Annotated in this window: 25 protein-coding genes and 1 pseudogene; 22 read left to right on the forward strand and 4 right to left on the reverse strand. The window is 72.2% G+C overall.

Annotated features, from left to right (window positions below; all coding sequences use genetic code 11):
• The first annotated feature begins 2 nt into the window (after window positions 1-2).
• From GGQ83_RS03235 to GGQ83_RS03320, 18 genes and pseudogenes are all read left to right on the forward strand, one after another.
• Window positions 3-437 carry an NADH-quinone oxidoreductase subunit K gene (locus GGQ83_RS03235; RefSeq protein WP_184382146.1) on the forward strand — a complete coding sequence of 145 codons (435 nt, stop codon included), beginning with the start codon at window positions 3-5 and terminating at the stop codon, window positions 435-437.
• Window positions 437-1,951, forward strand: a complete 1,515-nt coding sequence (locus GGQ83_RS03240; RefSeq protein ID WP_184382147.1) for a Na+/H+ antiporter subunit D — start codon at window positions 437-439, stop codon at window positions 1,949-1,951. The genes GGQ83_RS03235 and GGQ83_RS03240 overlap by 1 nt, the downstream gene beginning before the upstream one ends.
• Complete coding sequence (locus GGQ83_RS03245; RefSeq protein ID WP_184382148.1) at window positions 1,948-2,301, forward strand: Na+/H+ antiporter subunit E; 354 nt, start codon at window positions 1,948-1,950, stop codon at window positions 2,299-2,301. The genes GGQ83_RS03240 and GGQ83_RS03245 overlap by 4 nt, the downstream gene beginning before the upstream one ends.
• Window positions 2,298-2,588: a monovalent cation/H+ antiporter complex subunit F gene (locus GGQ83_RS03250; protein WP_184382149.1), complete on the forward strand. Its 291-nt coding sequence runs from the start codon at window positions 2,298-2,300 to the stop codon at window positions 2,586-2,588. Before GGQ83_RS03245 ends, GGQ83_RS03250 begins: the two co-directional genes overlap by 4 nt.
• Window positions 2,581-2,874: pseudogene (gene mnhG, locus GGQ83_RS20380) on the forward strand (monovalent cation/H(+) antiporter subunit G); the annotation flags it as partial. The gene GGQ83_RS03250 and the pseudogene mnhG, both read left to right, overlap by 8 nt.
• 106 nt (window positions 2,875-2,980) lie before the next feature.
• Entirely contained in the window at window positions 2,981-3,781 is an 801-nt protein-coding gene (locus GGQ83_RS20055) for a hypothetical protein (RefSeq protein ID WP_260170363.1), read from the forward strand.
• A 54-nt stretch (window positions 3,782-3,835) separates the two neighbouring features.
• Window positions 3,836-5,260 carry a sensor histidine kinase gene (locus GGQ83_RS03265; RefSeq protein WP_184382152.1) on the forward strand — a complete coding sequence of 475 codons (1,425 nt, stop codon included), beginning with the start codon at window positions 3,836-3,838 and terminating at the stop codon, window positions 5,258-5,260.
• A complete protein-coding gene (locus GGQ83_RS03270; RefSeq protein WP_184382153.1) occupies window positions 5,257-6,567 on the forward strand; it encodes a sigma-54-dependent transcriptional regulator in 1,311 nt (436 codons plus the stop codon). The genes GGQ83_RS03265 and GGQ83_RS03270 overlap by 4 nt, the downstream gene beginning before the upstream one ends.
• A 9-nt stretch (window positions 6,568-6,576) precedes the next feature.
• On the forward strand, window positions 6,577-7,560 hold the full coding sequence (locus tag GGQ83_RS03275; RefSeq protein ID WP_184382154.1) for a calcium/sodium antiporter: 984 nt from the start codon (window positions 6,577-6,579) through the stop codon (window positions 7,558-7,560).
• Between the two features lie 20 nt (window positions 7,561-7,580).
• Window positions 7,581-8,912 carry a TrkH family potassium uptake protein gene (locus GGQ83_RS03280; protein WP_242534846.1) on the forward strand — a complete coding sequence of 444 codons (1,332 nt, stop codon included), beginning with the start codon at window positions 7,581-7,583 and terminating at the stop codon, window positions 8,910-8,912.
• Window positions 8,905-9,573, forward strand: coding sequence for a potassium channel family protein (locus GGQ83_RS03285; protein ID WP_184382155.1), 669 nt, complete (start codon window positions 8,905-8,907; stop codon window positions 9,571-9,573). Before GGQ83_RS03280 ends, GGQ83_RS03285 begins: the two co-directional genes overlap by 8 nt.
• A gap of 197 nt (window positions 9,574-9,770) precedes the next feature.
• A complete protein-coding gene (locus GGQ83_RS03290; RefSeq protein ID WP_184382156.1) occupies window positions 9,771-10,733 on the forward strand; it encodes a Bug family tripartite tricarboxylate transporter substrate binding protein in 963 nt (320 codons plus the stop codon).
• An 8-nt stretch (window positions 10,734-10,741) separates the two neighbouring features.
• Window positions 10,742-12,079 carry a hydrolase gene (locus tag GGQ83_RS03295; RefSeq protein ID WP_184382157.1) on the forward strand — a complete coding sequence of 446 codons (1,338 nt, stop codon included), beginning with the start codon at window positions 10,742-10,744 and terminating at the stop codon, window positions 12,077-12,079.
• Window positions 12,076-12,693, forward strand: a complete 618-nt coding sequence (locus tag GGQ83_RS03300) for an HAD family hydrolase (RefSeq protein WP_184382158.1) — start codon at window positions 12,076-12,078, stop codon at window positions 12,691-12,693. The genes GGQ83_RS03295 and GGQ83_RS03300 overlap by 4 nt, the downstream gene beginning before the upstream one ends.
• A gap of 118 nt (window positions 12,694-12,811) precedes the next feature.
• Complete coding sequence (locus GGQ83_RS03305; protein ID WP_184382159.1) at window positions 12,812-13,831, forward strand: ABC transporter substrate-binding protein; 1,020 nt, start codon at window positions 12,812-12,814, stop codon at window positions 13,829-13,831.
• A 77-nt stretch (window positions 13,832-13,908) separates the two neighbouring features.
• Window positions 13,909-14,589 carry an ABC transporter ATP-binding protein gene (locus tag GGQ83_RS03310; protein WP_184382160.1) on the forward strand — a complete coding sequence of 227 codons (681 nt, stop codon included), beginning with the start codon at window positions 13,909-13,911 and terminating at the stop codon, window positions 14,587-14,589.
• 40 nt (window positions 14,590-14,629) lie between these two features.
• Window positions 14,630-15,424 (forward strand): ABC transporter permease, encoded by a 795-nt coding sequence (locus GGQ83_RS03315; protein ID WP_184382161.1) that lies wholly within the window; start codon window positions 14,630-14,632, stop codon window positions 15,422-15,424.
• Window positions 15,421-16,758, forward strand: a complete 1,338-nt coding sequence (locus tag GGQ83_RS03320) for a cytosine deaminase (RefSeq protein ID WP_184382162.1) — start codon at window positions 15,421-15,423, stop codon at window positions 16,756-16,758. The genes GGQ83_RS03315 and GGQ83_RS03320 overlap by 4 nt, the downstream gene beginning before the upstream one ends.
• Here GGQ83_RS03320 and GGQ83_RS03325 read toward each other — a convergent pair.
• The 4 genes from GGQ83_RS03325 to GGQ83_RS03340 are packed head-to-tail and all read right to left on the reverse strand — an operon-like array spanning window position 16,747 to window position 20,830.
• Entirely contained in the window at window positions 16,747-17,328 is a 582-nt protein-coding gene (locus GGQ83_RS03325; protein ID WP_184382163.1) for an NAD(P)H-dependent oxidoreductase, read from the reverse strand. The two genes, GGQ83_RS03320 and GGQ83_RS03325, sit on opposite strands and share 12 nt — an antisense overlap.
• Window positions 17,328-18,725, reverse strand: a complete 1,398-nt coding sequence (locus GGQ83_RS03330) for an FAD-binding oxidoreductase (RefSeq protein ID WP_184382164.1) — start codon at window positions 18,723-18,725, stop codon at window positions 17,328-17,330. The genes GGQ83_RS03325 and GGQ83_RS03330 overlap by 1 nt, the downstream gene beginning before the upstream one ends.
• A complete protein-coding gene (locus GGQ83_RS03335) occupies window positions 18,722-19,531 on the reverse strand; it encodes a creatininase family protein (protein WP_184382165.1) in 810 nt (269 codons plus the stop codon). The genes GGQ83_RS03330 and GGQ83_RS03335 overlap by 4 nt, the downstream gene beginning before the upstream one ends.
• An 18-nt stretch (window positions 19,532-19,549) precedes the next feature.
• On the reverse strand, window positions 19,550-20,830 hold the full coding sequence (locus GGQ83_RS03340; protein ID WP_184382166.1) for an O-antigen ligase family protein: 1,281 nt from the start codon (window positions 20,828-20,830) through the stop codon (window positions 19,550-19,552).
• Window positions 20,831-20,976: 146 nt separating this feature from the next.
• On the opposite strand from GGQ83_RS03340, the gene GGQ83_RS03345 reads away from it, so the two are divergent.
• From GGQ83_RS03345 to GGQ83_RS03360, 4 genes are read left to right on the forward strand one after another with little or no spacing between them, the layout of a single operon-like run.
• A complete protein-coding gene (locus GGQ83_RS03345; RefSeq protein WP_184382167.1) occupies window positions 20,977-21,918 on the forward strand; it encodes an NAD-dependent epimerase/dehydratase family protein in 942 nt (313 codons plus the stop codon).
• Window positions 21,915-22,871, forward strand: coding sequence for a glycosyltransferase family 2 protein (locus GGQ83_RS03350; RefSeq protein WP_184382168.1), 957 nt, complete (start codon window positions 21,915-21,917; stop codon window positions 22,869-22,871). The genes GGQ83_RS03345 and GGQ83_RS03350 overlap by 4 nt, the downstream gene beginning before the upstream one ends.
• Window positions 22,868-24,019 (forward strand): Gfo/Idh/MocA family protein, encoded by a 1,152-nt coding sequence (locus GGQ83_RS03355; protein WP_184382169.1) that lies wholly within the window; start codon window positions 22,868-22,870, stop codon window positions 24,017-24,019. The genes GGQ83_RS03350 and GGQ83_RS03355 overlap by 4 nt, the downstream gene beginning before the upstream one ends.
• Entirely contained in the window at window positions 24,009-24,938 is a 930-nt protein-coding gene (locus tag GGQ83_RS03360; RefSeq protein WP_184382170.1) for a DUF6492 family protein, read from the forward strand. Before GGQ83_RS03355 ends, GGQ83_RS03360 begins: the two co-directional genes overlap by 11 nt.
• Window positions 24,939-25,036 lie beyond the last annotated feature (98 nt).

The following is a 25,036-nucleotide window of genomic DNA, read 5'->3' on the forward strand; positions in this document are numbered from 1 at the left end:
CCATGGAATTCCTCCTGGCGCTCCTCTTCGGCGTGCTGCTCTCCGCCGCCATCTACCTGCTGATGGCGCGTTCCCTCGCGCGGTCCATCCTGGGCCTGCTGCTGCTGGGCAATGCGGCGAACATCGCGATCATCGCCAGCGGCCGCGTGCTGGGCTGGGCGCCGCCGCTCGTGGCGCCCGGCGCCAATGCCCTGGTGGCCGATGCCTCCAACCCGCTGCCCCAGGCGCTGGTGCTGACGGCCATCGTCATCTCCTTCGGCCTCACGGCCTATGTGATGGTGCTGAGCTGGGCGGTCTGGCGCGGCAAGGGCACGCTCGACACCGAGGCCCTGCGCGTCGCCGAACCGCGCGGCCTGCCCGCCGCCGATGCGCGTGAGGCCGCGGAGGCCGAGACTTTGGCCGCCGACCTGCTGCCCACCCGCACGGGAGCCCGCTGATGGCCACCCGCGCCGACTGGCTGCTCGCGCTGCCACTCCTCCTGCCGCTGCTGGCCTGCGCGGCCACGGCGGCGCTGCAATCCCGCCGTGACCTCCAGCGCGGCATCACGGCGGTGACGGCCGTGGGCCTGCTGCTGGCCTCCGCGGCCCTGGTGGCCGAGGTGATCGCGCGCGGCGTCATCGCCTCGCAGATGGGCCAGTGGCCCGCACCCTTCGGCATCACGCTGGTGGCGGACCTCTTTGCCGCCTCCATGGTCGCGATCACGGCGCTGATGTACGCCGCCACCGCCCTCTACGCGCGCGGCGACACGGACGTGCTGGAGAACGAGGCGCTGTGGCACCCGCTGCTGGCCGCGCTGGCCCTTGGTGTCGGCGGCGCCTTCCTGGCGGGCGACCTGTTCAACCTCTACGTCTGGTTCGAGGTGATGCTCATCGCCTCCTTCGGCCTGATCGTGCTGGGCGGCGGGCGCGAGCAGCTGGATGGCGCGGTGAAGTATGCCATGCTGAACCTGCTGGCCACGACGGTGTTCCTGATTTCGGTCGGCATGATGTACGGGCTGACGGGCACGCTGAACCTGGCCGACATGGCCCGCCGCATCCCCGAGATCGAGAACCAGGGCGCGGTCGCGGCGGTGGCCTTCCTCATGCTGGCGGCCTTCGGCGCCAAGGCGGCGGTGTTCCCGCTGTTCTTCTGGCTACCGGCCTCCTACCACACGGCCATCGCGCCGGTGGCGGCCATCTTCGCCGCGCTGCTGACGAAGGTCGGCGTCTACGCGCTGATCCGCATCGTCACGCTGCTGCTGCCCGAGGGCCATGCCTGGGTGGCGCCGCTGATGTGGTTCCTGGCCGCCGGCACCATGGTGGTGGGCGTGCTGGGCGCGGCGGCGCATTGGGAAATCCGGCGCATCCTGTCGTTCCACATCATCAGCCAGATCGGCTACATGATCGTGGGCATCGCCATCGCGACGCCCTTGGCGCTGGCGGGTGCCGTTCTCTACATGCTGCACCATATCGTGGTGAAGGCGAACCTGTTCCTGGTGGCGGGTGTGATCCGCCGCGCGGGCGGCACCTTCTCGCTGGCCACGCTGGGCGGGCTGTGGCGCCGCGACCCGTGGCTCGGTCTGCTGTTCGCCATTCCCGCGCTGTCGCTGGCCGGCATTCCGCCGTTCTCCGGCTTCTGGGCCAAGCTGTTCGTGTTGAAGTCGGGCTTCGACGCGGGGTGGTATGTGCTGGCGGGCATCGCGCTCGCGACGGGCATCCTCACCCTCTACTCCATGCTCAAGATCTGGATGGAGGCCTTCTGGAAGGAAGTGCCCGAGGGCACGCCCGAGCTGCCGCCCATCACCGGCGCCACGCGCTGGTTGCTGCTGGCGCCGGTCGCGGGGCTTGGCCTCATCACCATCACCATCGGGCTCTGGACCGAGCCCTTCGCCGCCTTCGCGCTGGCTGCCGGCGAACAGCTCGCCAGCCGGGAGGCCTACATCACCGCCGTGATGGGAGTGATCCGGCCATGACCGAGAAAGCCCCGACCCCACGCCCCTGGAACATCCTGGCCTGGCTCTGGCTGCTGGTGCTCTTCCTGCGGGAGCTGGTGCTGTCCGCCTGGGCCGTGATCAGCGCCACGCTGGCGCCCAATGTGCGCGCGCGCTCCGGCGTGGTGGCGGTGCCGCTGCGGCTGCGTTCCGCGGCCGGCATCACGCTGCTGGCCGACATGGTGACGCTGACGCCCGGCACCACCGCGCTGCATGTCTCGGAGGACCGCAGCATTCTCTACGTGCATGTCATGGACATCGAGAGCCCCGAAGCCGTCCGCGCCAGCATCGCGCAACGGCTGGAGCGCCCGGCGATGCGGGTGTTGCGATGAGCTTCCTGACCGTCGCCCTCATCTTCTCCGCCCTGATGGTCGCGGTGGCCGTGGGCCTGACCGGCTGGCGCATGCTGCACGGCCCGGGCATCGCCGACCGCGCGGTGGCCATGGACCTGCTGGGCCTGCTGGCCGTGGCGGCCACCGCGCTGGTGGCGCTGGGCGGCGGCTACCTCGCGCTGCTCGACATCGCGCTGGGGCTGGGCCTGGTGGGCTTCATCGGCGCCGTGGGTGTCGCCACCTTCATCAAGCGCGCATCCGAACCGCCGGAGGACCAGGATGTCTGAGATCGTCGCGGCGCTGCTGCTGCTGTCGGGCGCCACCATCTCGTTGATCGCGGCCATCGGCGTGGCGCGCCTGCCCGATGCCTTCCTGCGGATGCATGCCGCCACCAAGGCCGGCGTGGTCGGCGCGGGGCTGACGCTGCTCGGCGTCGCCTTCGCCTTCGACACGGGCGAGGCCTGGTTCCGCGTCACCCTCATCGTGGTCTTCCTGCTGGTGACGGTGCCCATCTCTTCCCACGCGCTGGGGCGCGCGGCCTATGTGGGCGGGGCGCCCATGTGGTCGGGCACGGTGATGGACGACCTCAAGGGCGTGCTGCCCCGCCACGCGATCGACGCGGACCCCGAGGCGCAGCGCGCCATCGCCATGCCGGTGGGCGCGGCCGGCCCCGAGACCGGTGCCCGCCCCGCGCCGCATGCTGCTGGCCCTGGCCGATGGGGCGGGTGCCGCCGCCTCCCTGCGCGCCGCGCTGGAGGTGACCGCCGGCCCGCGCACCGAAGTGACGCTGCTGAGCCTGCTCTGCACGCCCAGCCTCAACCAGACCGGTCCCATGCCCGTGGGCGGCGCGCATTTCGGACGCCGCCTGGTGGAGGGCCGCTTCGCCAAGGCGCGCGAGGCCGCGGCTTCGCTCGCCACCCAGATGGAGACCTTCTGCCAGACCCAGGGCTACCATTTCCGCATGCGCCACGAGGAGGGCGATGCGGGCACCCTGCTGGGCCATGCCGCCGCGCATCATGACCTCACGGTGCTGCCGCGGGGCACCTGGTTCGACCACGCGCAGGCGCTGGAGGAGGGCTATGCCGCCCAGCGTTCGGCGCGCGTGTCGCTGCCCGGGCTGCTGCTGGCCGCGCCCGACTTCACCATGCCCGGCGCGCTGCACTTCCTGCATGAGGGCGACCTGGCCTCCAGCGAGGCGCTGAAGCGCTTCCTCGGCCTCTCTTTCCTCGCGCATCTGCCGTTGACCATCACGGGGCTCGACCTCGACGGCGCGGATGCGGCGCTGGAGGAGGCGGTGGCGCTGGCGGCGGCGCGCGAACGCCCGGTGCATCGCGGCCCCGCGCTGCTGCACCCGGATCGCCCGGTGCCGTTGCCGGCCTTCACGGGTGGGGCCTTGGCCATCATCCCCGCCCGCTCCTCTTCCGGGCGGACGGCGTGGCGCAGCCTGCGCGAGATGGAGGCCTCGGTCCTTCTCGCCTGATTTCGCGGGCGGTCGGGGTGGCGGGCCGCCCCGGCCTGCCCCCATATGGACCGCATGCCGCTTCGCTACTCCCGTGCCTGGAACGCGCTGCCCATCGCGCTCAGCCTGCCGCTGCTGGCGGGGCTGGCGGCCTTCGCGGCGGCGCTGATCGTGGCGCAGGTGGCCACACGCTCATTGGAACGGGAATTCGCGCGGGAGGCGGCGCGGCTGGGCGATGTGTATCTCGACGGCATCTCGGCGGCGCTGATCGAACCCCTCCGCGCGCGCGACCGCCGCGCCATCGAGGCCGCGATGCTGCGCGCCCTGGGGTTCCAGGAGGGCGTGCGGGAACAGCGGCTGGTCGTGGTGCCCGAGCCAGGCGCCGTGCCCATCGTGGTCGGCGCGCGCGAGGACCCGGCCCTGCCGCCCCCCTTCACCCAGGGCCGCCAAGGCGCATGGGAAGTGTCGCCCGATGCCCGCACCGCATGGGCGCAGCGCACTTTGCTGGTGGAGGGCGCGCCCCCCGCCCAGGTCGCCGCGCAGCTGGACTTCGCGCGGTCGCTGGAACGGCGCGCGCAGCTTGGGCCGCTGCTGCTGGGGCTGGAGGGGATGCTCGCCGCCCTGGCCGGCATGCTGGTCGCGTTGCTGACACGCCGGGCCTTGGCGCCGCTGCTGGCCGTCACCGAGGCGCTGGACCGCGCCGGCGCCGGCGATTTCCGCCCGAGCATTGCCGCGCAGCGCCCGCCCGCCGGCACCGAGGCCGCGCGCCTCATCGAGGCGGTGGACCTCATGTCCGCGCGCCTCGCGGAGCGCGAACGCCTCGCCGCGCGCCTCGCGGAACGCGCCCAGGCGGCGGAACTGGGCGACCTCGCGGCCACGGTGGCGCATGAGGTTCGGAACCCCCTGGCGGGCATGCTGACCGCGCTGGGCTCGGCCCGCCGCTTCGGCGAGAGCCGGGCGGCGCGCGAGGAGGCGCTCGATCTTGTGGAGCGGGGCCTCCGGCAAATCCAGCAGGTGGTGCAGACCACGCTGGACGTTCATCGCGGCACCCTGGCCCCTCGCCCCCTGACGCGCGAGGATTTGGAGGATGTGGTGCGCCTGGTCCGCCCGGAGGCAGAGCGGCGCGGCCTGCGCCTGGAACTGGCTGGCGAACTGCCGGAACCCTTCCCCGCCGACGCGCTGCCGGTGCGTCAGGCGCTGCTGAACCTGCTGCTGAACGCGGTGGCGGCGACCGGCGCGGGCGGCGTGGTGTCCCTGGGTGTCAGGCGCGAGGCGGATGGCACGCTGCGCCTGGAAGTGGCCGATGAGGGCGGCGGCCTGCCCGAACCCGCCCTGCGCCAGATCGAGGGGGGAGCGCGCAGCGGGCCGGGCCTCGGGCTGTCGGTGGTGATGGCGCAGTTGGCGCGCCTCGATGGCCGCATCGAGGTGGACTCCCGACCCGGCGAGGCCACGCACATCGCCCTCTTCCTCCCGCCCGCGCCGGAGGGGGCGGCGGCATGAGCGTCCCCGTGGTCATCATCGAGGATGACGAGGTGCTGGGCGGCGCCCTGGTGCAGCGCCTGCGGCTGGAGGGCTTCGCGCCGCGCTGGGCGCGCACCCTGGCCGAGGGCGAGGCGCTGCTGGCGCGCGGCCCCCGGCCACTCTGCGTGCTGTGCGACATGCGCCTGCCCGATGGCTCGGGCGAGGCGCTGCTGCTGCGGCTGATGCCAAGCCTGGGCGCCACCCCCGTCATCGCCATGACGGCCTATGGCGGGGTGGAGCAGGCGGTGCGCCTGGTGCGCGCGGGCGCCGATGACTACCTGACGAAACCCTTCGAGATCGAGGCGGTGCTGGCGCGGCTCTCGGCGCTGAGCCCGCTGGCCGAACCGCCCGCCCCCGCCGGGACGGTGGGCTGGCAGTCGCCCCCCATGCGCGCGCTGGAGAACGACCTCACGCGCCTCGCGCCCGCCCTGGCCCCGGTGCTGCTGCTGGGCGAGAGCGGGGCGGGCAAGGAGGTGGCCGCGCGCCGCCTGCACGCCATGGGCCCGCGCGCCGAGGCGCCCTTCGTCGCGCTCAACTGCGCCGCCATCCCGCGCGACCTGCTGGAAAGCGAGGTTTTCGGCCATGAGCGCGGCGCCTTCACCGGCGCCGCCGAACGCCGGCTGGGCGCCGCCGAGCGCGCCGGCGCCGGCACCCTGCTGCTGGACGAGGTGGCGGAGCTGGAACCTGCCCTTCAGGCCAAGCTGCTGCGCCTGCTGGAGGACCGGCGCTTCCTGCGCGTGGGTGGTGCGAAGGAAATCCCGCTGGAGGCGCGCGTGGTGGCGGCCACCAACGCGGACCTCGCCGCCCGTGTGGCGGAGGCGCGCTTCCGCGGCGACCTCTACTACCGCCTGGCCGTGGTGGAGCTGCATGTCCCGCCGCTGCGCGAACGCGCGGAGGACATCCTGCCGCTGGCCCGCGCCCTGCTGGCCGAAAGCGCCCGGCAGGCGGGGCGCGTTGATCTCTCGCTGACGCCCGAGGCCGAGGCGGCGCTGGAAGCCCATCCCTGGCCCGGCAATGTGCGGGAACTGCGCAACCGCATCGAGCGCGCGGCCCTCCTGGCCCCCGCCGCCGCGCTGACGCCGGCCGACCTGTTCCCCGGGGCTGTCGCGGCTCCCGCGCCGCAGACCCTGGCCGAGGCGCGCGACGCGGCCGAGCGCGCGCATATTCAACGCATCCTGGCGCGCTGCGGGGGCCGCATGGCCGATGCGGCGCGCCTGCTGGGCATTTCGCGCACCACGCTGTGGGAACGCGCGAAGCGCCTGGGCCTTTCCCCTCAAGAGGACTGAGACCTTCCCATGGAACTCGCGCTCTGGCTGCTCGGCGGCCTGGTCATGCTGGTGCTCGGCGGCGAATTGCTGGTGCGCGGGGCGGTGCAGATCGCCGGGCGCCTGGGCATTTCGCCGCTGCTGGTGGGGCTGACGGTGGTGGCCTTCGGCACCTCCACGCCCGAACTCGTCACCAGCGTGCAGGCCTCGCTGGCCGGGTCGCCGGGCATCGCTTTGGGCAACATCGTCGGCTCCAACATCGCCAATGTGCTGCTGATCCTGGGGGTGGCCGCGCTGCTCTGCCCCGTCGCGGTCAATTCGCGCGCCCTGGCGCGGGATGGGGGCCTGGGCTTCCTGGCCGCGCTGGTGCTGCTGGCGGTGGGCCTGTTCTGGACGCTGGACCGCGTGGTGGGTGTGCTGCTGCTGCTGGGCCTCGTCGGCTACATCGTCTTTGCCTTCCGGCAGGAGCGCGTGGCGGAAGGCGCCGATCATGGCGCCGCCTATGACAAGGCCGAGGCCTTCGCCGCCGTGCAGCCCCCCGCCTTCCCTCTGTCGCGCGCGCTGGGCGGGCTGCCGGGCGCCATCCTGCAGCTGGTGGCGGGGTTGGGCCTGATCGTGGCCGGGGGCGCCGTGCTGGTGGACACGGCGGTGACGCTGGCGCGCGCGCTGGAGGTGTCGGAGGAGGTGATCGGTCTGACCATCATCGCGGTCGGCACCTCGCTGCCCGAGCTGGTCACCTCGGTGGTGGCCGCGCTGCGCCGGCAGGCGGATGTGGCGCTGGGCAATGTGCTGGGGTCGAACATCTACAACATCCTGGGCATCGCGGGCGCCACGGCCTTGATCGCGCCCACCGAGGTGCCGGCCGGCATCGCCCATTTCGACGCCTGGGTGATGGTGGCGGCCGCGCTGCTGCTGCTGGTGGTGGCGCGCACGGGCTGGCGGGTGGGTCGGCGCGAGGGCGGGGTTCTGCTCGCCTGCTATGCGGCCTATGTCTGGAGCGCCTGGCCCGCCTGAGCCAGTCTGGAGGAACGCCATTGGGGCGCACGCTGGCCCACCCCGCCCGCATCATCCCGCTGGGCTTCCTGGCGGCGATCCTGCTGGGCACCGCCCTGCTGATGCTGCCCGTCTCGCGCGCCGGGCCGGGGGGCGCGCCCTTCATCACGGCGCTGTTCACCGCGACCTCGGCCGTGTGCATCACCGGTCTCGCGGTGGTGGACACGGCCACCTACTGGTCGGGCTTCGGCCGCGGCGTGATCCTGGCACTGTTCCAGCTGGGCGGCTTCGGCATCATGAGTGGCGCCACGCTGCTGGGCCTGCTGGTGGCGCGCCGGCTGCGCCTCGGCACGCGGCTGATCGCGCAGCACGAGACGCGCAGCCTGGGGCTCGGTGATGTGAAGCAGGTGCTGTGGCTGGTGCTGGGCATCACCGTGGTGGTGCAGACGGCCGCCACGCTGGCGCTGGCGCTGCGGCTGCGCCTCGGCCACGGCATGGGCTGGGAGGATGCGCTGTGGCACGGGCTGTTCCATGCCGTCTCGGCCTTCAACAATGCGGGCTTCTCCACCTTCAGCGACAGCATGGTGGGCTTCGCGCGGGACCCGCTGGTGCTGGCGCCGGTGGGGCTCGCGGTGTTTATCGGCGCCATCGGCTTCCCCGTGGTGGCGGATCTGCTGCGCGACCCCTGGCGGCCCGCGCGCTGGTCGCTGCACGCGAAGCTGACGCTGGTCGCCACGGGTATCCTGTTCGGCGCCGGCCTGCTGGCCCTGCTGGCCTTCGAATGGGACAACGCCGCCACCCTGGGCGCGCTGGAATGGCCGCACCGGCTGGTGAACGCCGCCTTCCATTCCGCCATGCTGCGCTCCGGCGGGCTGAACAGCGTGGATGTGGGGCTGATGCGCGACGAGACGCTGACCGTCAGCTACGCGCTCATGTTCGTGGGCGGCGGCAGCGCCGGCACGGGCGGCGGCGTGCGCGTCACCACGCTGGTCGTGCTGGCGCTGGTGGTCTGGGCGGTGGCGCGGGGCGAGCCGGATGCCAACATCCATGGCCGCCGCATCCCCATCGAGGTCCAGCGCCAGGCGCTGGCGGTGGTGATGCTGGCGCTCGCGCTCTGCGCCGGCGGCACGCTCGCGCTGCAAATCCTGACGGATTTCCCCCTGCGCGACGTGATGTTCGAGGTGATCTCGGCCACCGCCACGGTGGGCCTGTCCACCGGCATCACGCCCGACCTTCCACCGGCCGCGCAATTCGTGCTGTCGGTGTTGATGTTCACGGGCCGGGTGGGCACCGTGACCGTCGTCACGGCCCTGGCCCTGCAACGCGGCCTGAACCCCTACCGCTATCCCGAGGAGCGCCCGATCGTTGGCTAGGATCATCCCGCATGGCGATATCGTCGTCATCGGCCTCGGCCGCTTCGGCGGCGCGGTGGCGGCCGAACTCGCCAAGCTCGGCCATGACGTGCTGGGCGTGGACGAGAATGCCGAGCTGGTCCAATCCTGGTCCGACCGGCTGACCCATGTGGTGCAGGCCGACTGCACCAGCAGCGAGACGCTGCGCCGCCTGGGCATCGCCGAGTTCAGCCACGCCGTGGTCGCCATTGGCACGGATCTGGAGGCTAGCGTGCTGACCGTGCTGGCGCTGAGCGAACTGGGCGTGCCCGACATCTGGGCCAAGGCGTTGGGCCCCAAGCACGGGCGCATCCTGGAACGCACCGGCGCGCACCACGTCGTCTATCCCGAGGCCGAGATGGGCGAGCGGGTGGCGCACCTGGTCGTCGGCGGCAAGATGATGGACTTCATGGAGTTCGACGACGGCTTCGCCATCGGCAAGACCCGCGCGCCGCCTGAGGCCATCGGCAAGACGCTGACCGAATGCGCGCTGCGCCGGAAGCATGGCGTGACGGTGGTGGGGGTGAAGCGCCCGCGCGAGGAATTCACCAACGCCACCCCCGACACGCTGATCCAGGCCGGCGACCTGCTGATCGTCTCCGGCCCCACCGATAAGGTGGAGGCCTTCGCCCGCATCACGTGATTCTTGGCCCTCAATCGCCGGGCGCCGCGCATCCGCGCGGCTTGGCTTCGCGGCACAGGCCGCGGGCCGCATTCGCGGCCTCGGCCCTACGGGCCGCAAGACCAAGCTTCACCCGACGTCGCACATCCATGTGACCCTGCCCCGCTTGCAGCCGCGCGCGGCGCGCCACATCCTGAAAGGGTTCCAGGAGACGCCCCATGCTCAACCGCCGCAATGCCCTCGGGCTGGGCCTGGCCGCGCTCGCCGCGCCGGCCGCGGCCCAGGCCGGCTTTCCCGAACGCCCGCTCCGCTGGATCGTGGGCTATCCGCCCGGCGGCCCCTCCGACGCCTTCGCCCGGCTGATCGGCGCGCAGATGGCGCCGCGGCTGGGGCAGAACGTGCTCATCGAGAACCGGGTGGGCGGCGGCGCGGTGCTGGCCAGCGAGACGGCGGCCCGCGCCGCGCCCAATGGCTACACCTGGCTGCACGTGGACAATGGCATCCTCACCTACAACCCGGCGCTCTACGCCCGGCTGCCCTACAACCCGGACACGGACCTGACCGGGGTGGGCTTCATCGGGCGCTTCCCCCTCTACATCGTGGTGCGGCGGGAGGGCGGGCCGGCCAGCTTCGCGGAATTCCTGGCCGCCGCGCGGACCCGGGCGCCGACCTATGGCTCGCCCGCCGTCGCCTCGCCGCACCATCTGGCCATGGAGATGGTCCGCCGTCGCACCGGGCTCGACGCCACCCACGTCCCCTATCGCGGCGGGCCATCCGCCATGCAGGACCTGATGGGCGGTAGCGTGGACAGCGTGATGATCGACACCGCCACCGGCCTGCCCTTCATCCGCGACGGGCGGGTGCGCGCCCTGGCCGTGCTGAGCGAGGCGCGCAGCCCCCAGGCGCCCGACGTGCCCACCATGCGCGAACTGGGCCATGACGCCGTCGCCTTCGGCTGGCAGGGCATGAGCGTGCCCACCGGCACGCCCACCCCCATCATCGAGCGCCTGGCGCGGGACATGGCGGCGGCCATCCAGTCCGAACCCATCACCCAGCGCATGCAGGACCTGGGCATCCAATACCAGCCCTGGACGCCGGCCGAATTCAACGCCTTCGTCGCCGCCGAGAACGCGCAGTGGCGCCCGTTGATCCGGGAACTGGGCATCCGCCTCGACAGTTGAGAACACCCATGAACATCACCCGCCGCGCCACTTTGGGCGCCTTCCTCGCCACGCCCTTCCTGGCCCGCGCCGCGCGCGCGCAGGACGGGCACACCCCCATCCTCATGGTCCATGGCAATGGCGACCACGCCGCGCTCTGGCTGACCACGCTGTGGCGCTTCGAGGCCAATGGCTGGCCGCGTGATCGCCTGCGGGCGGTGAACATGCCCGACCCCGTGGCGCGCGCGAATGACGCGGTGGCGCAGGAGCACCGCAGCTCCAGCGCCGAGCAGACCGAGCGCCTGGCCGCCATGGTGGCCGAGTTCCGCGCCCGCACGGGGGCCGGCAAGATCGCGCTCATCGGCAATTCGCGCGGCGGCTATCCCATCCGGGACTTCGTGGTGCACCAGGGCGGGCACGCGCAGGTCAGCCACGCCATCCTCTGTGGCACGCCCAACCGCGGCGTCTTCGACTGGGAGTTCAACCCGGGCAGCGAGTTCAACGCCCGCAGCCCCTTCCTGCAGCGGCTGAACGGTGGGGCGACGGATGTGGTGGAGGGCACCGCCTTCATGACCATCCGCTCGGACAATGACCTCTTCGCCCAGCCCGATGGCCGCTTCGTGGGGCGCGCCGGAACGCCCACCGGCATCACGCAGGACGGGCCGGCGCTGCGGGGCGCCACCAATATCCTGCTGCCCGGATTGGATCACCGCGAGGTCGCCTATCACTGGCGCGCCTTCCGCGAGCAGTTCCGCTTCATCGCGGGGCGGGAGCCCGCGCGGCTGGACGTGCCCGCCGATGCGCGGCCGGTGCTGAACGGGCTGGTGACGGGCCTGGCCGGCGGTGCCGCCACCAACCGCCCCGTGGCCGGCGCAGTCGTGGAGGTGTTCCGCACCGACCCCGCGACCGGCGCCCGCATGGGCGAGGCGCTGCACCGCCGCGAGACCGGCGCGGATGGCGTCTGGGGCCCGGTCACGGTGGACAGCGCCTGGACGCTGGAGATCGTGCTGGCCGCGCCCGGCCACCCCATCGCGCATTACTTCCGCTCACCCTTCCCGCGCAGCACCGACGTGCTGCACCTGCGCCCACCCGCGCCGCTGAACGAGGCCGACCGCGCCGCCGCCTGCGTGGTGCGGATGACGCGGCCCCGCGGCTATTACGGCTGGCCGCGCGACGTGGTGCTGCTGGACGGGCGCGAGGCCGCCGAACGGCGCGAGGGCGTGGCGAGCCTGGCCGTCACCACCGCCCGCCTGCCGGCCGAGCGCGCCGGCACGCCCATCCAGGGCCTGTTCAACCAGGAGCGCGTCTCCGGCCGCGTGCTGCCGCTGGGTGAGAACCGCGTGGCCCTGCTGGAAATGACCTGGTGACGCGCTGGATCGTCTTCGACGTGGGCGGCGTGCTGGTGGACGAGGCGCGGGTCTGGCGCGGCTGGGCCGAACTCGTGGGCCTGTCCGAACAGGCGTTCCGCGCGGCGCTGGGCGCGGGCATCCGCGCCGGCAAGGGCATCGGCGGCACGGTGCGGGAGTTGGCGCCGGGCCTCGACATCCGCGCGCACCGGCAGCGCCTGGCCGAGCTGGAAATCCCGCGCGAGGAGGACCTCTACCCCGATGTGCGCCAGGCCCTGGCCGAACTGCGCGCGGCGGGCTTCGCCATCGGCATCGCGGGCAACCAGCCGGAAGGGGTGGCGGAGGCGCTGACGGCATTGGACCTTGGCGCCAATTTCGTCGCGACATCGGCGCAATGGGGCATCTCCAAGCCTGAGGCCGGCTTCTTCGCCCGGGTGACGGAGGCCGCGCAGGCGCCCTCCGAGCGCATCGTCTATGTGGGCGACCGGCTGGACAATGACGTGGCCCCGGCGCGGGCCGCGGGGATGCGCCCCCTCTTCCTCCCGCGCGGCCCCTGGGGCGAGGCGCATGACGAAACCCCCCATGTGGCCGAGCGCGTGGAGAGCCTGCTGGACATCCGGGCAGCGCTGGGCTGAGCCGCCCTTGCCTTGGGCATGTTCAGGCTTGCAACCCGCCGCCCGGCACGGCATCCCTGCTGTTGCAACCCGCGCCGGCGCCAACATGTCCGGTGCCCAGAATGGTCGGAGGCGGTAGATGCGGACTCGCTACAGGATCGAACGGCGCGCGCTTCTTGGCGGCGGCACGGCACTCGCGCTGGCCGCGGTGCCCGGCGCGCGGGTGGGCGTGGCGCAAAGCCTCGACCGCGTCATCTTCCACACGGATTGGCGCGCCCAGGCCGAGCATGGCGGCTTCTACAAGGCGGTGGCCGACGGCATCTACCGCCGCCACGGGATCGAGTGCGAAATCCGCATGGGCGGGCCGCAGCAGAACCCCGCGCAGCTTCTGCTGGCCGGGCGCGTGGACGCCATCATGGGCAACGGCTTCCAGGCGCTGAACTTCGTGCGGGAAAACATCCCCTTCCTCTGCGTCGGCGCCGTCTTCCAGAAGGATCCGCAGATCCTCATGACGCATGAGGGCAACGGCATCACCCGCTTCGAGGAGATGCGCGGCCGCCCGGTGCTGATCGGCGCCGCGGGCCGCGTCACCTTCTGGCCCTTCCTGAAGGCGCGGTTCGGCTTCACCGATGACCAGATCCGCCCCTACACCTTCAACATCCAGCCCTTCCTGGCCGACCGCATGGCCATCCAGCAGGGCTTCCTGAGTTCCGAGCCCTTCAGCGCCATCCAGGCCGGTATCCGGCCGCGCGTCTTCCTCATCGCCGATGCGGGGTATGAGAACTACAACAACACCGTGCTGGTCAGCCGCCGCATGGTGGACACCCGCGGCGAGGTGCTGCAGCGCTTCATGACCGCCAGCATCGAGGGCTGGGCCGGCTACATGGCGGGGCGCGACAATGCGGCGGCCGATGCCGCCATCATCCGCGACAACCCCGAGATGAACGCCGAGCGCATCGCCTACGCCATCCGCGTGATGAACGAGATGGGCATCGTCATGAGCGGCGACGCCGAGCGCCTGGGCATCGGCGCCATGACCGACGCCCGCTGGGAGAGCTTTTATAATTCCTGCCGCGATGCGGGCCTGTATCCGGCCGGGATGGATTTCAAGCGCGCCTATGACCTGCGTTTCGTGAACCAGCGGGTGGGCCTGACCTGAGCGCGCCGCCTCTCGTTGCGCTGAAGGGCGTCGCCAAGCGCTACGGCACGGGCACGCTGGCCGTGCAGGCGGTGGACATGGAACTGGCGCGCGGGGATTTCCTCGCGCTGCTGGGGCCGTCAGGCTGTGGCAAGTCCACGTTGCTGCGGATGATCGCGGGGCTGATCCCGCCCTCCGCCGGCGAGATCAGCTTCCCCGCCGACCCCGCCGCCCGCAAGGGCATCGGCTTCGTCTTCCAGGAGCCGACGCTGATGCCCTGGGCCACCGCCGCGCGCAACGTGGCCCTGCCGCTGGAATTGGCGGGGATGAACCGGCGCGAGGCCCATGCGCGCGCCGTCGAGATGCTCGCGCGCGTGGAACTCGCGGGCTTCGAGGATGCCTATCCCCGCGCGCTGTCGGGCGGCATGAAGATGCGCGTCTCCATCGCCCGCGCGCTGGTGACCAGGCCGCGCCTGCTGCTGATGGACGAACCCTTCGCCGCACTCGACGAGATCACCCGGTTCCGCCTGAACAATGATCTGCTGAACCTCTGGCGGGATGAACGCTTCACCGTGGTCTTCGTCACCCATTCCATCTTCGAGAGCGTGTTCCTGGCCGAACGCGTCGTCGTCATGGCGCCCCGCCCCGGCCGCGTGGTGCGGGAGTTGCGCGTGCCCGCCGAGGACCGCGACACACCGGAATTCCGCACCTCGGCCAGCTACGCCGCGCATTGCCGCGAGGTGAGCCACGCGCTTGCCGCCGCCATGGAGGCGGCATGATGGGCGCCACCGCTTCACACCTCCGGCGATCGGAGGCCGCATGATCTCGCGCGCGCAGGCGCTGCGCTGGTTCGCCCCCGCGGTGCTGGGCTTCCTGGCCCTGGCCGCCTGGGAATGGGCCGTCTGGGCGCAGGGCATTCCCTCCTACATCCTCCCCGGCCCCGTGCAGATCGCGCAGACCCTCGCGCGCGACTGGGATTCACTCTCCGTCTCCCTGCTGGTGACGGTGCAGATCACCTTCGCGGCACTCGCCGTCGCGGCCTCGCTGGGGCTGCTGCTGGCCATCCTCTTCGCGCAGTCCCGCGTGATCGAGATGAGCCTCTTTCCCTATGCGGTGGTGCTGCAGGTGACGCCCATCGTGGCCATCGCGCCGCTCATCATCATCTGGGTGGATGATGTGCGGGCGGCGCTGCTGATCTGCGCCTGGATCGTCGCCTTCTTCCCCATCCTGTCCAACACCACGGTGGGGCTGCAAAGCACGGACCGGAACCTGCTGGACCTGTTCCGGCTGTATGGCGCCTCACGCTGGCAGGTGCTGTGGCGGCTGAAACTGCCCTCGGCCATGCCGTATTTCCTGGCGGGGCTGCGGATTTCGGGGGGTCTGGCGCTGATCGGCGCCATCGTCGCGGAATTCGTGGCGGGGACGGGGGGCACGGCCTCGGGGCTGGCCTATCGCATCCTCGAATCCGGCTACCAGTTGCAGATTCCCCGCATGTTCGCGGCGCTGGTGCTCGTCTCCGGCACGGGCATCGCCATCTTCATGGCGCTGTCGCTGTTGTCCCACCTCCTTCTCCGGCGCTGGCACGAGAGCGCCGATACGGGTGAACACCGATGATGCAGGCATTGCGGGCCGCGCTGGCCGGGGCAGGGGCGCGCTACTGGCTGCGCGATGCGCGGGTGCCCGCTTCCTTGGTCGAGGGCGCGCCGGGTGCGCCGGACGCACAGGACCTGCTGCGGCTGGATGTGCGGGTGGAGGACGGGCGCATCGCGGCGCTGGCTCCTCTCGGCACCGCGCCGGAGGGGCCATCGCTTGATGGCGGGCAGCTCTGGCCCGGGCTGGTGGACGGGCACACCCATCTCGACAAGGGCCACATCTGGCCGCGCCGCCCCAACCCCACCGGGGATTTCGCGGGCGCCATCGAAAGCGTCATGGCCGACCGCGACGCGAATTGGTCCGCGCGCGACATCGCCGCCCGCGCGGATTTCGCGCTGCGCTGCGCCCACGCCCACGGGACGGTCGCCATCCGCACCCATCTCGACAGCTACATGCCCCATGCGCCCATCGCCTGGGAGGCCTTCCGCCGCCTGCGCGAGGCGTGGTCCGGGCGCATCACGCTCCAGATGTCCTCCATCTGCCCGCTGGACCGCTTCGCCAGCGCGGAGGGCGAGGAACTGGCCGATATCGTGGCGCGCACAGGCGGCGTGCTCGGCATGGTGACGCGGCTGACCGGCGGCGTGCATGACGACCTGCCGCCCGACTTCCAGCCCATGCTGGATCACTTCTTCGCGCTGGCCGAGGCGCGTGGCCTCGACCTTGACCTGCATGTGGACGAGAGCGGCGAGACCGGCGCCCGCGCGCTCCGCGAAATCGCACTCACCGCCCTGCGCCGCGGCTTCAAGGGACGCATCCAGTGCGGGCATTGCTGCTCGCTCTCACTCCAGCCGGAGGACTACGCGCGCGAGACCATCGCCCGCGTGGCCGAGGCCGGCATCTCCATCATCGTGCTGCCCATGTGCAACATGTATCTCCAGGACCGGGTGGCGGGCCGCACCCCGCGCTGGCGCGGTGTGACGCTGGTGCATGAGATGCGGGCGGCCGGCGTGAACGTCTCCGTCGCCTCGGACAACACGCGCGATCCCTTCTATGCCTATGGCGACCTCGACATGGTGGAGGTGATGCGCGAGGCCACGCGCATCCTGCACCTTGACCACCCACCCACGGGCTGGGCGGCGGCGGCGGGCGTCAACCCGGCGCGCGCCATGGGCATCGCGGCGGGCGTGATCCGCGTGGGTGCGGTGGCGGACCTCATCGCCTTCCGCGCGCGCGGCCTGACGGAATGGCTCAGCCGCCCGCAGAGCGACCGCATCGTGCTGCGCGCCGGCCGCGTGCTGGACGCGATGCCGCCCGATTACCGGGAGCTGGACGAGGCGCTGGGCCTACCAGGCTGACAGCCGTGCCTTGACCTTCGCCAGGAAGCGCGCGCGGTCCGGTGCCTCGCGCGTGTCCATGCGCGTGAGGTAGAGCCAATCCATCGGGCAGCCCTTCGCGCAGAGCCGTCTTATGCCGCCCGCGATCACCCGCCGGTCCGGCCACAGCAGGAACAACAGCAGCCAGAGCGGCGAGCCATAGGTCGTCACCACTCCCATCCGCTTGATGTTGGTCAGCGCGGGCTGGATGGCGCTGTCGCTGAAGGTGAAGGTGACGCCCGGCACCCAGACCCGGTCGAACCAGCCCTTGAGCATGGCGGGCATGCCATACCACCAGGTGGGATAGACCAGCAGCAGGGCATCGGCGCGGCGCAGCTGCGCGATCTCGTGCTCGATGCCCGCCTGGTTCGCGCTCTCGTCATTGTAGACGCCGCGTTCCTCGGCGCTCAGCACCGGGTTGAAGCCCTCGGCGTAGAGGTCGCGCAGTTCGACCTCATGGCCGCGGGCCCGCAGCGCCTCCAGGGCCGTGTCGCGAAGAGCCGCGGAAAAACTGTCGGCGCGCGGGTGGCAATAGACCATCAGGACGCGCATCAGTCGGCCTCGTCCTCGGCGGCGGGGAAGAGGTAGACCTTGCCGGGACGATCCGGCGTCCAGTCCGGATCGTCCCAGGCCAGCATCTTGCCAGGGTTGAGCAGGCCCAGCGGGTCGGCCTGGCGCTTGAAGGCGAGCTGGGCGGCGTCCACCTGCTTCATGCCGCCCTCCTCCAGCGTGAAGGCGTGCGGGTTGAAGATGGGCGCGCCCGCGTCCTCGTGGATGCGGATGATCTCATTCAGGCGCTCTTCCGTGGTGAAGCGCACCAGTTGCAGCCCGAAGCAGCACACGCGCCCGCCGAGCCGCACATATTCGAGGTGGATGGGCACCTCGTCGCCGAACTCCCGTTCCATCCGCGCGATCAGTGCCAGGTGGTCCGGCGCGGGGAACAGCGTCTGGAGGTAGGTGATGCTCCGGTCCACCTTCAGCGCCTGGAGCGTGGTGTGGTTCCAGGTGAACTCATAGGCGGGGACGGGCGCGTCCTCGGTGCGGATGCGCGCCACCTCGCGGCCCCAGTGCCGCGCCAGCAGTGGCACCAGCGCGTCGAGATAGGGTGGCGCCACCATGGCCAGCACCACCGCCTCGGTTTCGCCCAGTGCCGGGAAGCCCTTGAAATATTGCTGCGCGATGGGCGCGGCCAGCACACAGACCAGCTTCTTCACCACGCCGTCCATGCTGGCCAGCGCATCACCGAAGCGGGCGGCGTCCATCAGGCTGGGGAAGGCCAGCGTCAGGTCCAGCCAATCCTCGGAGGGCGCGAGTGGCATCTCCACCTCGGTGATGATGCCGGTGGTGCCATAGGCGTGGTTGGCGAGGTCCAGCTCCGCCCCGCGCAGTTCCAGCACGCGCGGCGTTTCCTCCATCGTGACCACGCGCAGCCCCAGCACATTGCCCGGCTCGCGCAGGATGCCCCAGGTGCAGGAGCCGATGCCGGAAGACCCGCCGCCGATGAAGCCGCCGATGGTGGCGGTGCGCTTGGTGGAGGGGTGGAAGCGCAGCTCGCCCCCCACCGCCGCGCGGGTGTGGCGGTCCATGTCGATGATCTTCGCGCCGGCCTGGGCGCGCACCAGCCCCGGCTTCGCCCAGAGCACGGCGTCCATGGCCGACATGTCCAGCACCACGCCGCCCAGCAGCGGCATCGCCTGGCCGTAATTGCCCGTGCCCGCGCCGCGCGTGGTGACGGGGATGCGCCGCGCGTGACATTCGGCCAGCAGGCGCACCACCTCTTCCTCGCTGCGCGGCACCGCCACCACATCGGCCCGCGCGCCGTTCAACTGGCGCTTCAGCACGGGGCTGTACCAGAAGAAATCGCGGCTCTTCTGGCGCACCAGGGCGGGGTCGGTGATCCAGTCGAGGCCGGGCAGGGCGGCCATCAGGCCCGTGATGTCATGGGTCATGGCAATCCCTCCGGGGTCTGTTCGAGCCAGGCGGCGATGTCGCAGCGGCGCACCGCCTCCAGCAGCGAGACGAGGCGCGTGGCGCAATGGTCCAGGATCGCGGCGCCGGCCTCGGGTGTCGCGGCCGCAGCATCGCCCACCGCGCCGGCGGGGTTCAGGTCCTGCGCCTGCCAGGCCGGCGCCACCCCGCTTCCAGGGGCGAGCGGCGCGTCGAGACCGGCCCAGGCCGAGCGGAAATCCCGCGCCTGTTCCATCCGCACCCGCGCGGGGTCCAGCGCCCGCATCAGGCTGGTTTCCACGAAGCCCGCATGGATGCCGAAGCGGTCCTCCTCCGCGCCCACCAGCCCGGGCGGGTTCCCCATCCGCCCCGGATTGGCAGCCACCGCGAAGAGTCCCGCCCTGATCCGCAGCCGCCGCGCCAGGATTTCCATGATCTGCTGGTTGCCGCCATGGGTGTTCAGCAGCACCAGCCGCTTCACCCCGGCGCGCCCCACGCCCTCGCCGATCTCGGTCCAGAAGGCGAGCAGCGTCTCGACCGAGCCGGTGAGCGTGCCGGGGAAGCGGATATGCTCGACCGAGCAGCCGACGGCCTGCACGGGCAGCACCAGCACGGGGAAATCCTCGGGCAGCCGGGCCAGCGCCGCGTCCAGCACGCCCTCGTTGATGCGCGTGTCCACCGACAGCGGCAAATGCGGCCCATGCTGTTCGGTGGCGGCCAGCGGCAGCACGGCCACCGTGTCGGGCGGCAGGGCGGCGAAGTCGGTCCAGGCCAGGTCGGCCCAGCGGCGGGAGGGCAAGGGAGGCATGCGTCCGCTTACCGCGGATCAACCAGGGCGTGCCAGTTCCCGCGCGCCCTCCGGTGCCACAAGGCCGAGCCAGCCCAGCACCCACAGGATCAGCAGCCCGTCGCCCCGCAGCAGCGCGGCCTCGGTATTGGCATGGATGACGCCCACCAGCAGCAGGACCAGCACCCAGTAGCCCAGCGCGCGCCGCGGCCCCGCAAGCCGCCACAGCGCCACGGCCAGGCTCAGCGCCGCCGCCGCCGCCAGCACCGCGAAGCCCACCCAGCCCAGTTGCAGCACCACCTCGCGCCAGCCGCTGTGCGAATCGGGCGCGGGCCATTGCAGGTCGAGCCAGATGAGCTCGGCCGGCGTCAGCCCCTGGAGCCAGAAGGCGGCGAAGCCGTGGCCCAACAAGGGGCGCTGCGCGATGGCGCGGTCCACGCTGGCCCAGATGTCGGTGCGGCCGGTCAGCGTTTCCTCCTTGCCCAGCAGGTCGAAGAAACCCTCCGTGCCGAAGGCGCCGGCGAAACCCAGCGCGGCGGCGGTGAACCCGCCCACCCCCAGCAGCAGCAGCGCCAGCCAGGCGCCGCCCGCCCGCGCGGCCAGCCAGGCCAGGGTCAGCCCCAGCACCAGCAGCGCGAGCACCAGTGCGGTCGAGGACCGCGCCAGCACCAGCATCACCAGCAGCAGCAGCGCGATGGCCATGTGCCGCCCCGTCAACCGTCCGGCGGCCAGCATCAGGAAGCTCAGCGCCAGCATCCCGTGCAGCAGCGCCGTGCCGAAGCCGTTCTTCTGGAGGAACACCCCGCGGATGGCGTTGCTGTAGAAGCCCTCGTCGAAGCCGATGGCGGGCCGCAGCAGGGCTTCCAGCAACCCCAGCGCCACCGTCAGCAGCACCACGCCCAGGAAAAAGCGCATCGCCCGGTGCAGGCCCAGCCCGCTGAACATCAGGAAGAGGAACAGCATCTGCGCCGCGACGGCGACACTGCGGCGCAGGCTCTGCCCCGGCGCCTGGGACCACAGGATAGAGGCGCCCGCCAGGGCGAAGAGCAGCAGGAAGGGCCAGGCCGCCAAGGCGAGCCGCGCCACCCGGCCCGGATGGCGCAGGGCGAAGCCCAGGCCCAGCAACAGCACCGCCGCCTGGATGGCCGTGTTCACCGGGTTGGAACCCGAGAGGATGGCGCTCGGGTCGGGCGGCGCCAGGGAAATCCGCGCGCCCAGGTAGTTGAACAGCGCCACGACCATGATGGCCAGCACCAGCCGCCCTGGTGCGGCACTCCCGGCGGTGGTGAAGGGGCTGGCGGATGCGAGGGCCGTGCTCATCGGGCCTTCCCCCCGCGCCAGCGGCGCAATCTGTCCCGCATGTGCCTTCCCGTGATCCCGCCTTCATCCCGCATAGCGGGTGGGGCCGGACGAAATCAAATTCCACGCGGCTGGCGGCGCGGGCGCGCTGCGCTACAAGAAGTTGCATGGGCGTCCAAACCCTTCTCGTGACCGGGGCCAGCGGCTTCATCGGCGGCGCCATCGCCCGGCGGCTGGGCGCGCGCGGGGATATGGCGGTGCGGGCGGCCTCGCGACGGGCCTTGCCGGGCGGTGCGCGGCTGGACCTGACGGACCCCGCCACCCTGCCCCCCACGCTGGCGGGCGTGGACGCCGTCATCCATTGCGCGGTGGGCGACGCGGCCACCACCATCGCCGGCACGCGCCATCTGCTGGCGGCCGCCCGCGCGGCGGGGGTGCGGCGCTTCGTCCATCTCAGCTCCGTCAGCGTCTATGCCGGGACCGAGGGCGCCCTGGCCGAGAATAGCCCGCGCGTCACATCCGAAGGCGCCGGCTACGCCCATTGGAAGGCGGCCGCCGAACGGGAATGCGAGGCCGCCGGGATCGAGACCGTGCTGCTGCGCCCCGCCATCGTCCATGGCCCGGGCTCCATGCTGTGGGTGGGCAAGATGGGCGCGCGGCTGCGCCATGGCCTGGTGGGCGAGATGGGCGCGGCCGGCGAGGGCTGGTGCAACCCCGTGCATGTGGACGACGTGGCGGCGGCGGCCGAGGCGGCGCTGACCGGAAGGCCTGGCGCCTACAACATCAGTGGCGCGGCGCCCCTCACCTGGAACGCCTATTTCGCCGGGCTGGCGGCGGCGATGGGCATCGAGCCTCCGCGCCTTTCGCCCGCGCGGGTCGCGCGCCATGCCTGGTTGTCCTTGCCGCTGAAGGCCTTGGCGCGGGCAGCGCCCGCGCTGCGCCCGGGCCTGCCCGCCTTGGTGGAGGCCCCGGCGCGCGGCGAGCTGGCGCTGTTCCGCCAGCGCGTCACCTATCCGATCGAGGCCGCGGCGGAGGGGCTGGGCTGGCACCCCGCCATCAGCGTCGAGCAAGGATGGGCCGAGGGCGCGGCCTGGCTGCGCGCCGCATGAGCGCGCCCGTTGCCAGCATCGTCATCACCACGCACAGCCGGCCGCTGCTGCTGGAGGCCGCGCTGCGCTCCTGCCTCACCCATGCGACGACGCGCGGCCTGGATTTCGAGGTGGTGGTGGCCGACAACAGCCCGGATGGCCATGCGGCGGCGGTGCTGGCGCGCTTGGACCCGCTGGTGCCCCTGCGCGCGGTGCCCTGCTCACCCCCCAACATCTCGGTCGCCCGCAATGCCGGGCTGCGCGCCGCCCGCGCGCCGCTCGTGGCCTTCCTGGACGATGACCAGGAGGTGGAGCCCGGCTGGCTCGACGCGCTGGTGGACACGCTGGAGCGCACGGGCGCGGATGCCGCGCTGGGCGCCGTGCGGCCCGCCCTGCCGCCCGGCGTGGCGCCCGCGCCCTGGGACCCGGAGAGCCGCCAGTTCAGCCGCCTCAGCCCCATGCCCGACGGCGCGCCCGTCATCGCCGGCGGCCCCGCCCGCACGCGGGACTTCGTGGTGGGTGCGGGCAATTCCCTCTGGCGCGTCGCGACCTGCTTCACCGAACCGGAGCCCTTCGACCTCGACTACGGCGCCTGCGGCGGCGAGGACCTGGAGCTGTTCCTGCGCCTGGAAGGCGCGGGCCGGCGCTTCGTCTGGTGCCCCGGCGCCGTGGCACGGGAGAAGGTGCCCGCCAGCCGCTTCGCCCTGCGCTATGCGCTGCTGCGCGCCTATTCCGGTGGGCAGGTCTTCGCCGCCCTGTCGCGGCGCCATGGCGGTGCCGGCACCACCCTGCGCGGGGTGGCGCAATTCCTGGCCATGGGGCTGCTGGCCCTGCTGCTCTGGCCGTTCCCGGCCGCGCGGGGCCGCTTCGGCCGGGCGGCGCTGGCGGCGGCGGGGGGCCTGGGCAAGCTGACCTGGTGGCGGCGCGTGGCCCTCTACCATGCCGAGTCGGCGCAACGGGCGGGGGCTGCATGAATTTCGCCGTCATCGGCTGCGGCTTCGTGGCCGACTACTACATGGCCTCCCGCCCCGACCATGCCGGGCTGCGGCTGCTGGGCGCCTTCGACCGCAACCCCACGCGGCTGGACGCCTTCGCGCGCTTCCATGGCACGCGCGCCTATCCCAGCCTGGAAGCCGTGCTGGCGGACCCCGAGGTGGCGCTGGTGGTGAACCTCACCAACCCGCGCAGCCATGTGGAGGTCAGCCGCGCCGCCCTGCTGGCGGGCAAGCATGTCTATTCCGAAAAACCCCTGGCGCTGACCATGGCCGAGGCCGAGGAACTCGTGGCGCTGGCCGCCGCGCGCGGCCTCGCTTTGGCCGCCGCCCCCTGCAACCACCTGGCCCCCCCGGTGCAGGAGATGGCCGCGCTGGTCGAGGCCGGGCGCCTCGGCCGCCCCCTCATGGCCCAGGCCGAGATGGATGACGGGCTGATCCCCTACCAGGGCCACGAGGCCTGGCGCAGCGCCTCCGGCGCGCCCTGGCCGGCGGCCGACGAGTTCGAGATGGGCTGCGTGCTGGAACATGCCGGCTACCAGATCGGCCCGCTGGTCACGCTCTTTGGCCCGGTGCGCGAGGTGGTGGCCATGCCCGCCCAGCTGCTGCCCGAGAAGGGCGAGGGGCTTGGCCCCATGAACCCCGACTTCTCGGTGGGCGTGCTGCGCTTCGACCATGGCGTGGTCGCGCGCCTCAGCCTGTCCATCATCGCGCCCCACAACCGGCTGCTGCGGGTGGTGGGCACGGAGGGCTTCGCCACCATCCCTGATGTCTGGGACAACCGGGCCAGGCTGCGCCTCAGCCCCACCGGCAAGGGGTTCTGGCACCGGGCCGCGCGCAAGCTGGAACTCCGGCTGGGGGCCTTCCTGCCCGGCGTCACCCTGGGCCGGGCGCTGCCCGTGGCCTATCGCCCGCGCCCCAAGGGCAGGCCGCCCATGGACTATCTGCGCGGCGTGGCCCAACTGGCCGTCCAGGTCGAGCAGGGGGCGCCGCCGCTGATGGGGCCGGAACTCGCGCTGCACGTGACCGAGGTGACGCTGGCGCTGCAATCGCAAGAGGCCGCTGGCCGCGTCCAGACCATGCGCACCGGCCTGGCCGCCCGACCCAGGGAACCCCGAATTGCCCGCTGACACGCCGCGTATCGGCATCCTGACCTGTTCCTTCGCCGGCGATTTTCCCCTGTGCCGCACGCTGGCGCACAGCGTGGAGCGCTTCGCCGGGCCAGAGGTGCTGCACCGCATCGTGGTGCCGCGCCGCGACCTGGCGCTGTTCGGGTCGCTGGCCGGGCCGCGCACCGAGGTCATCGCGCAGGAGACGCTGCTGCCGCGCGGCTTCCTCAACCTGCCCCGACCGCCGGGCGCGATCCGGCGCTTCATCCCGGCGCTGCGGCGCGAAATCTACCTGACGCCCGTCGGCCTCGTGCGCGGCTGGATCATGCAGCAGATCGTGAAGTTCGCCGCCGCGGCCGCCATGCCATGTGACGTCGTGATCCATGCCGACAGCGACACCTGCCTGATCCGCCCGCTCGACCCCGCGGCCCTCGTGCCCGGGGGGCGGGTGCGCCTCTATGCCCTGCCCGGCGAAGGCAGGCTCGACACCCACCTGCCCTGGCACGCCGCGGCGGCCGAGTTGCTGGGCCTGCCGCCCTGCGACTATTTCGGCGCGGACTACATCGGCTCGCTCATCACCTGGAACCCGGAGAGCGTGCGCGCCCTCCTGGCCCGCCTGGAGTCGGTGGCGGGGGTGCCCTGGACGCGGGCGCTGGCACGGCGCTGGCAATTCTCGGAATACATCCTCTACGGCGCCTATGCCGGGCGGTCGGGGCTGTGCCCTCTGCCGCACGCCCCCTCATCGCGCTCGCTCTGCCACAGCTCCTGGGGGCATGACGTCCACAGTCCGGAGGGCGTGGCGCGCTTCGTCGCGGCGCTGGAGCCGCACCACCTGGGCGCCGACGTACAATCCACCGAAGGGCTGGACGCACCGGCGCGGGAGGCGATCTTCGCCGCGCTGGAGGCGCGGGCGGCGGCGTTCCAGAGCGGGACGCGTTGAGGGGGAATCACCGAAAACGCTGAATCCCGCTCTCAACAAAGGTTGGAGCAGGCGGCGTGAACGCATGTGAACGCCGCATGCTCCAGCCCTTGCCGGGA

Source organism: Roseococcus suduntuyensis (assembly GCF_014196305.1).
GTDB classification, from domain to species: Bacteria; Pseudomonadota; Alphaproteobacteria; order Acetobacterales; family Acetobacteraceae; genus Roseococcus; species Roseococcus suduntuyensis.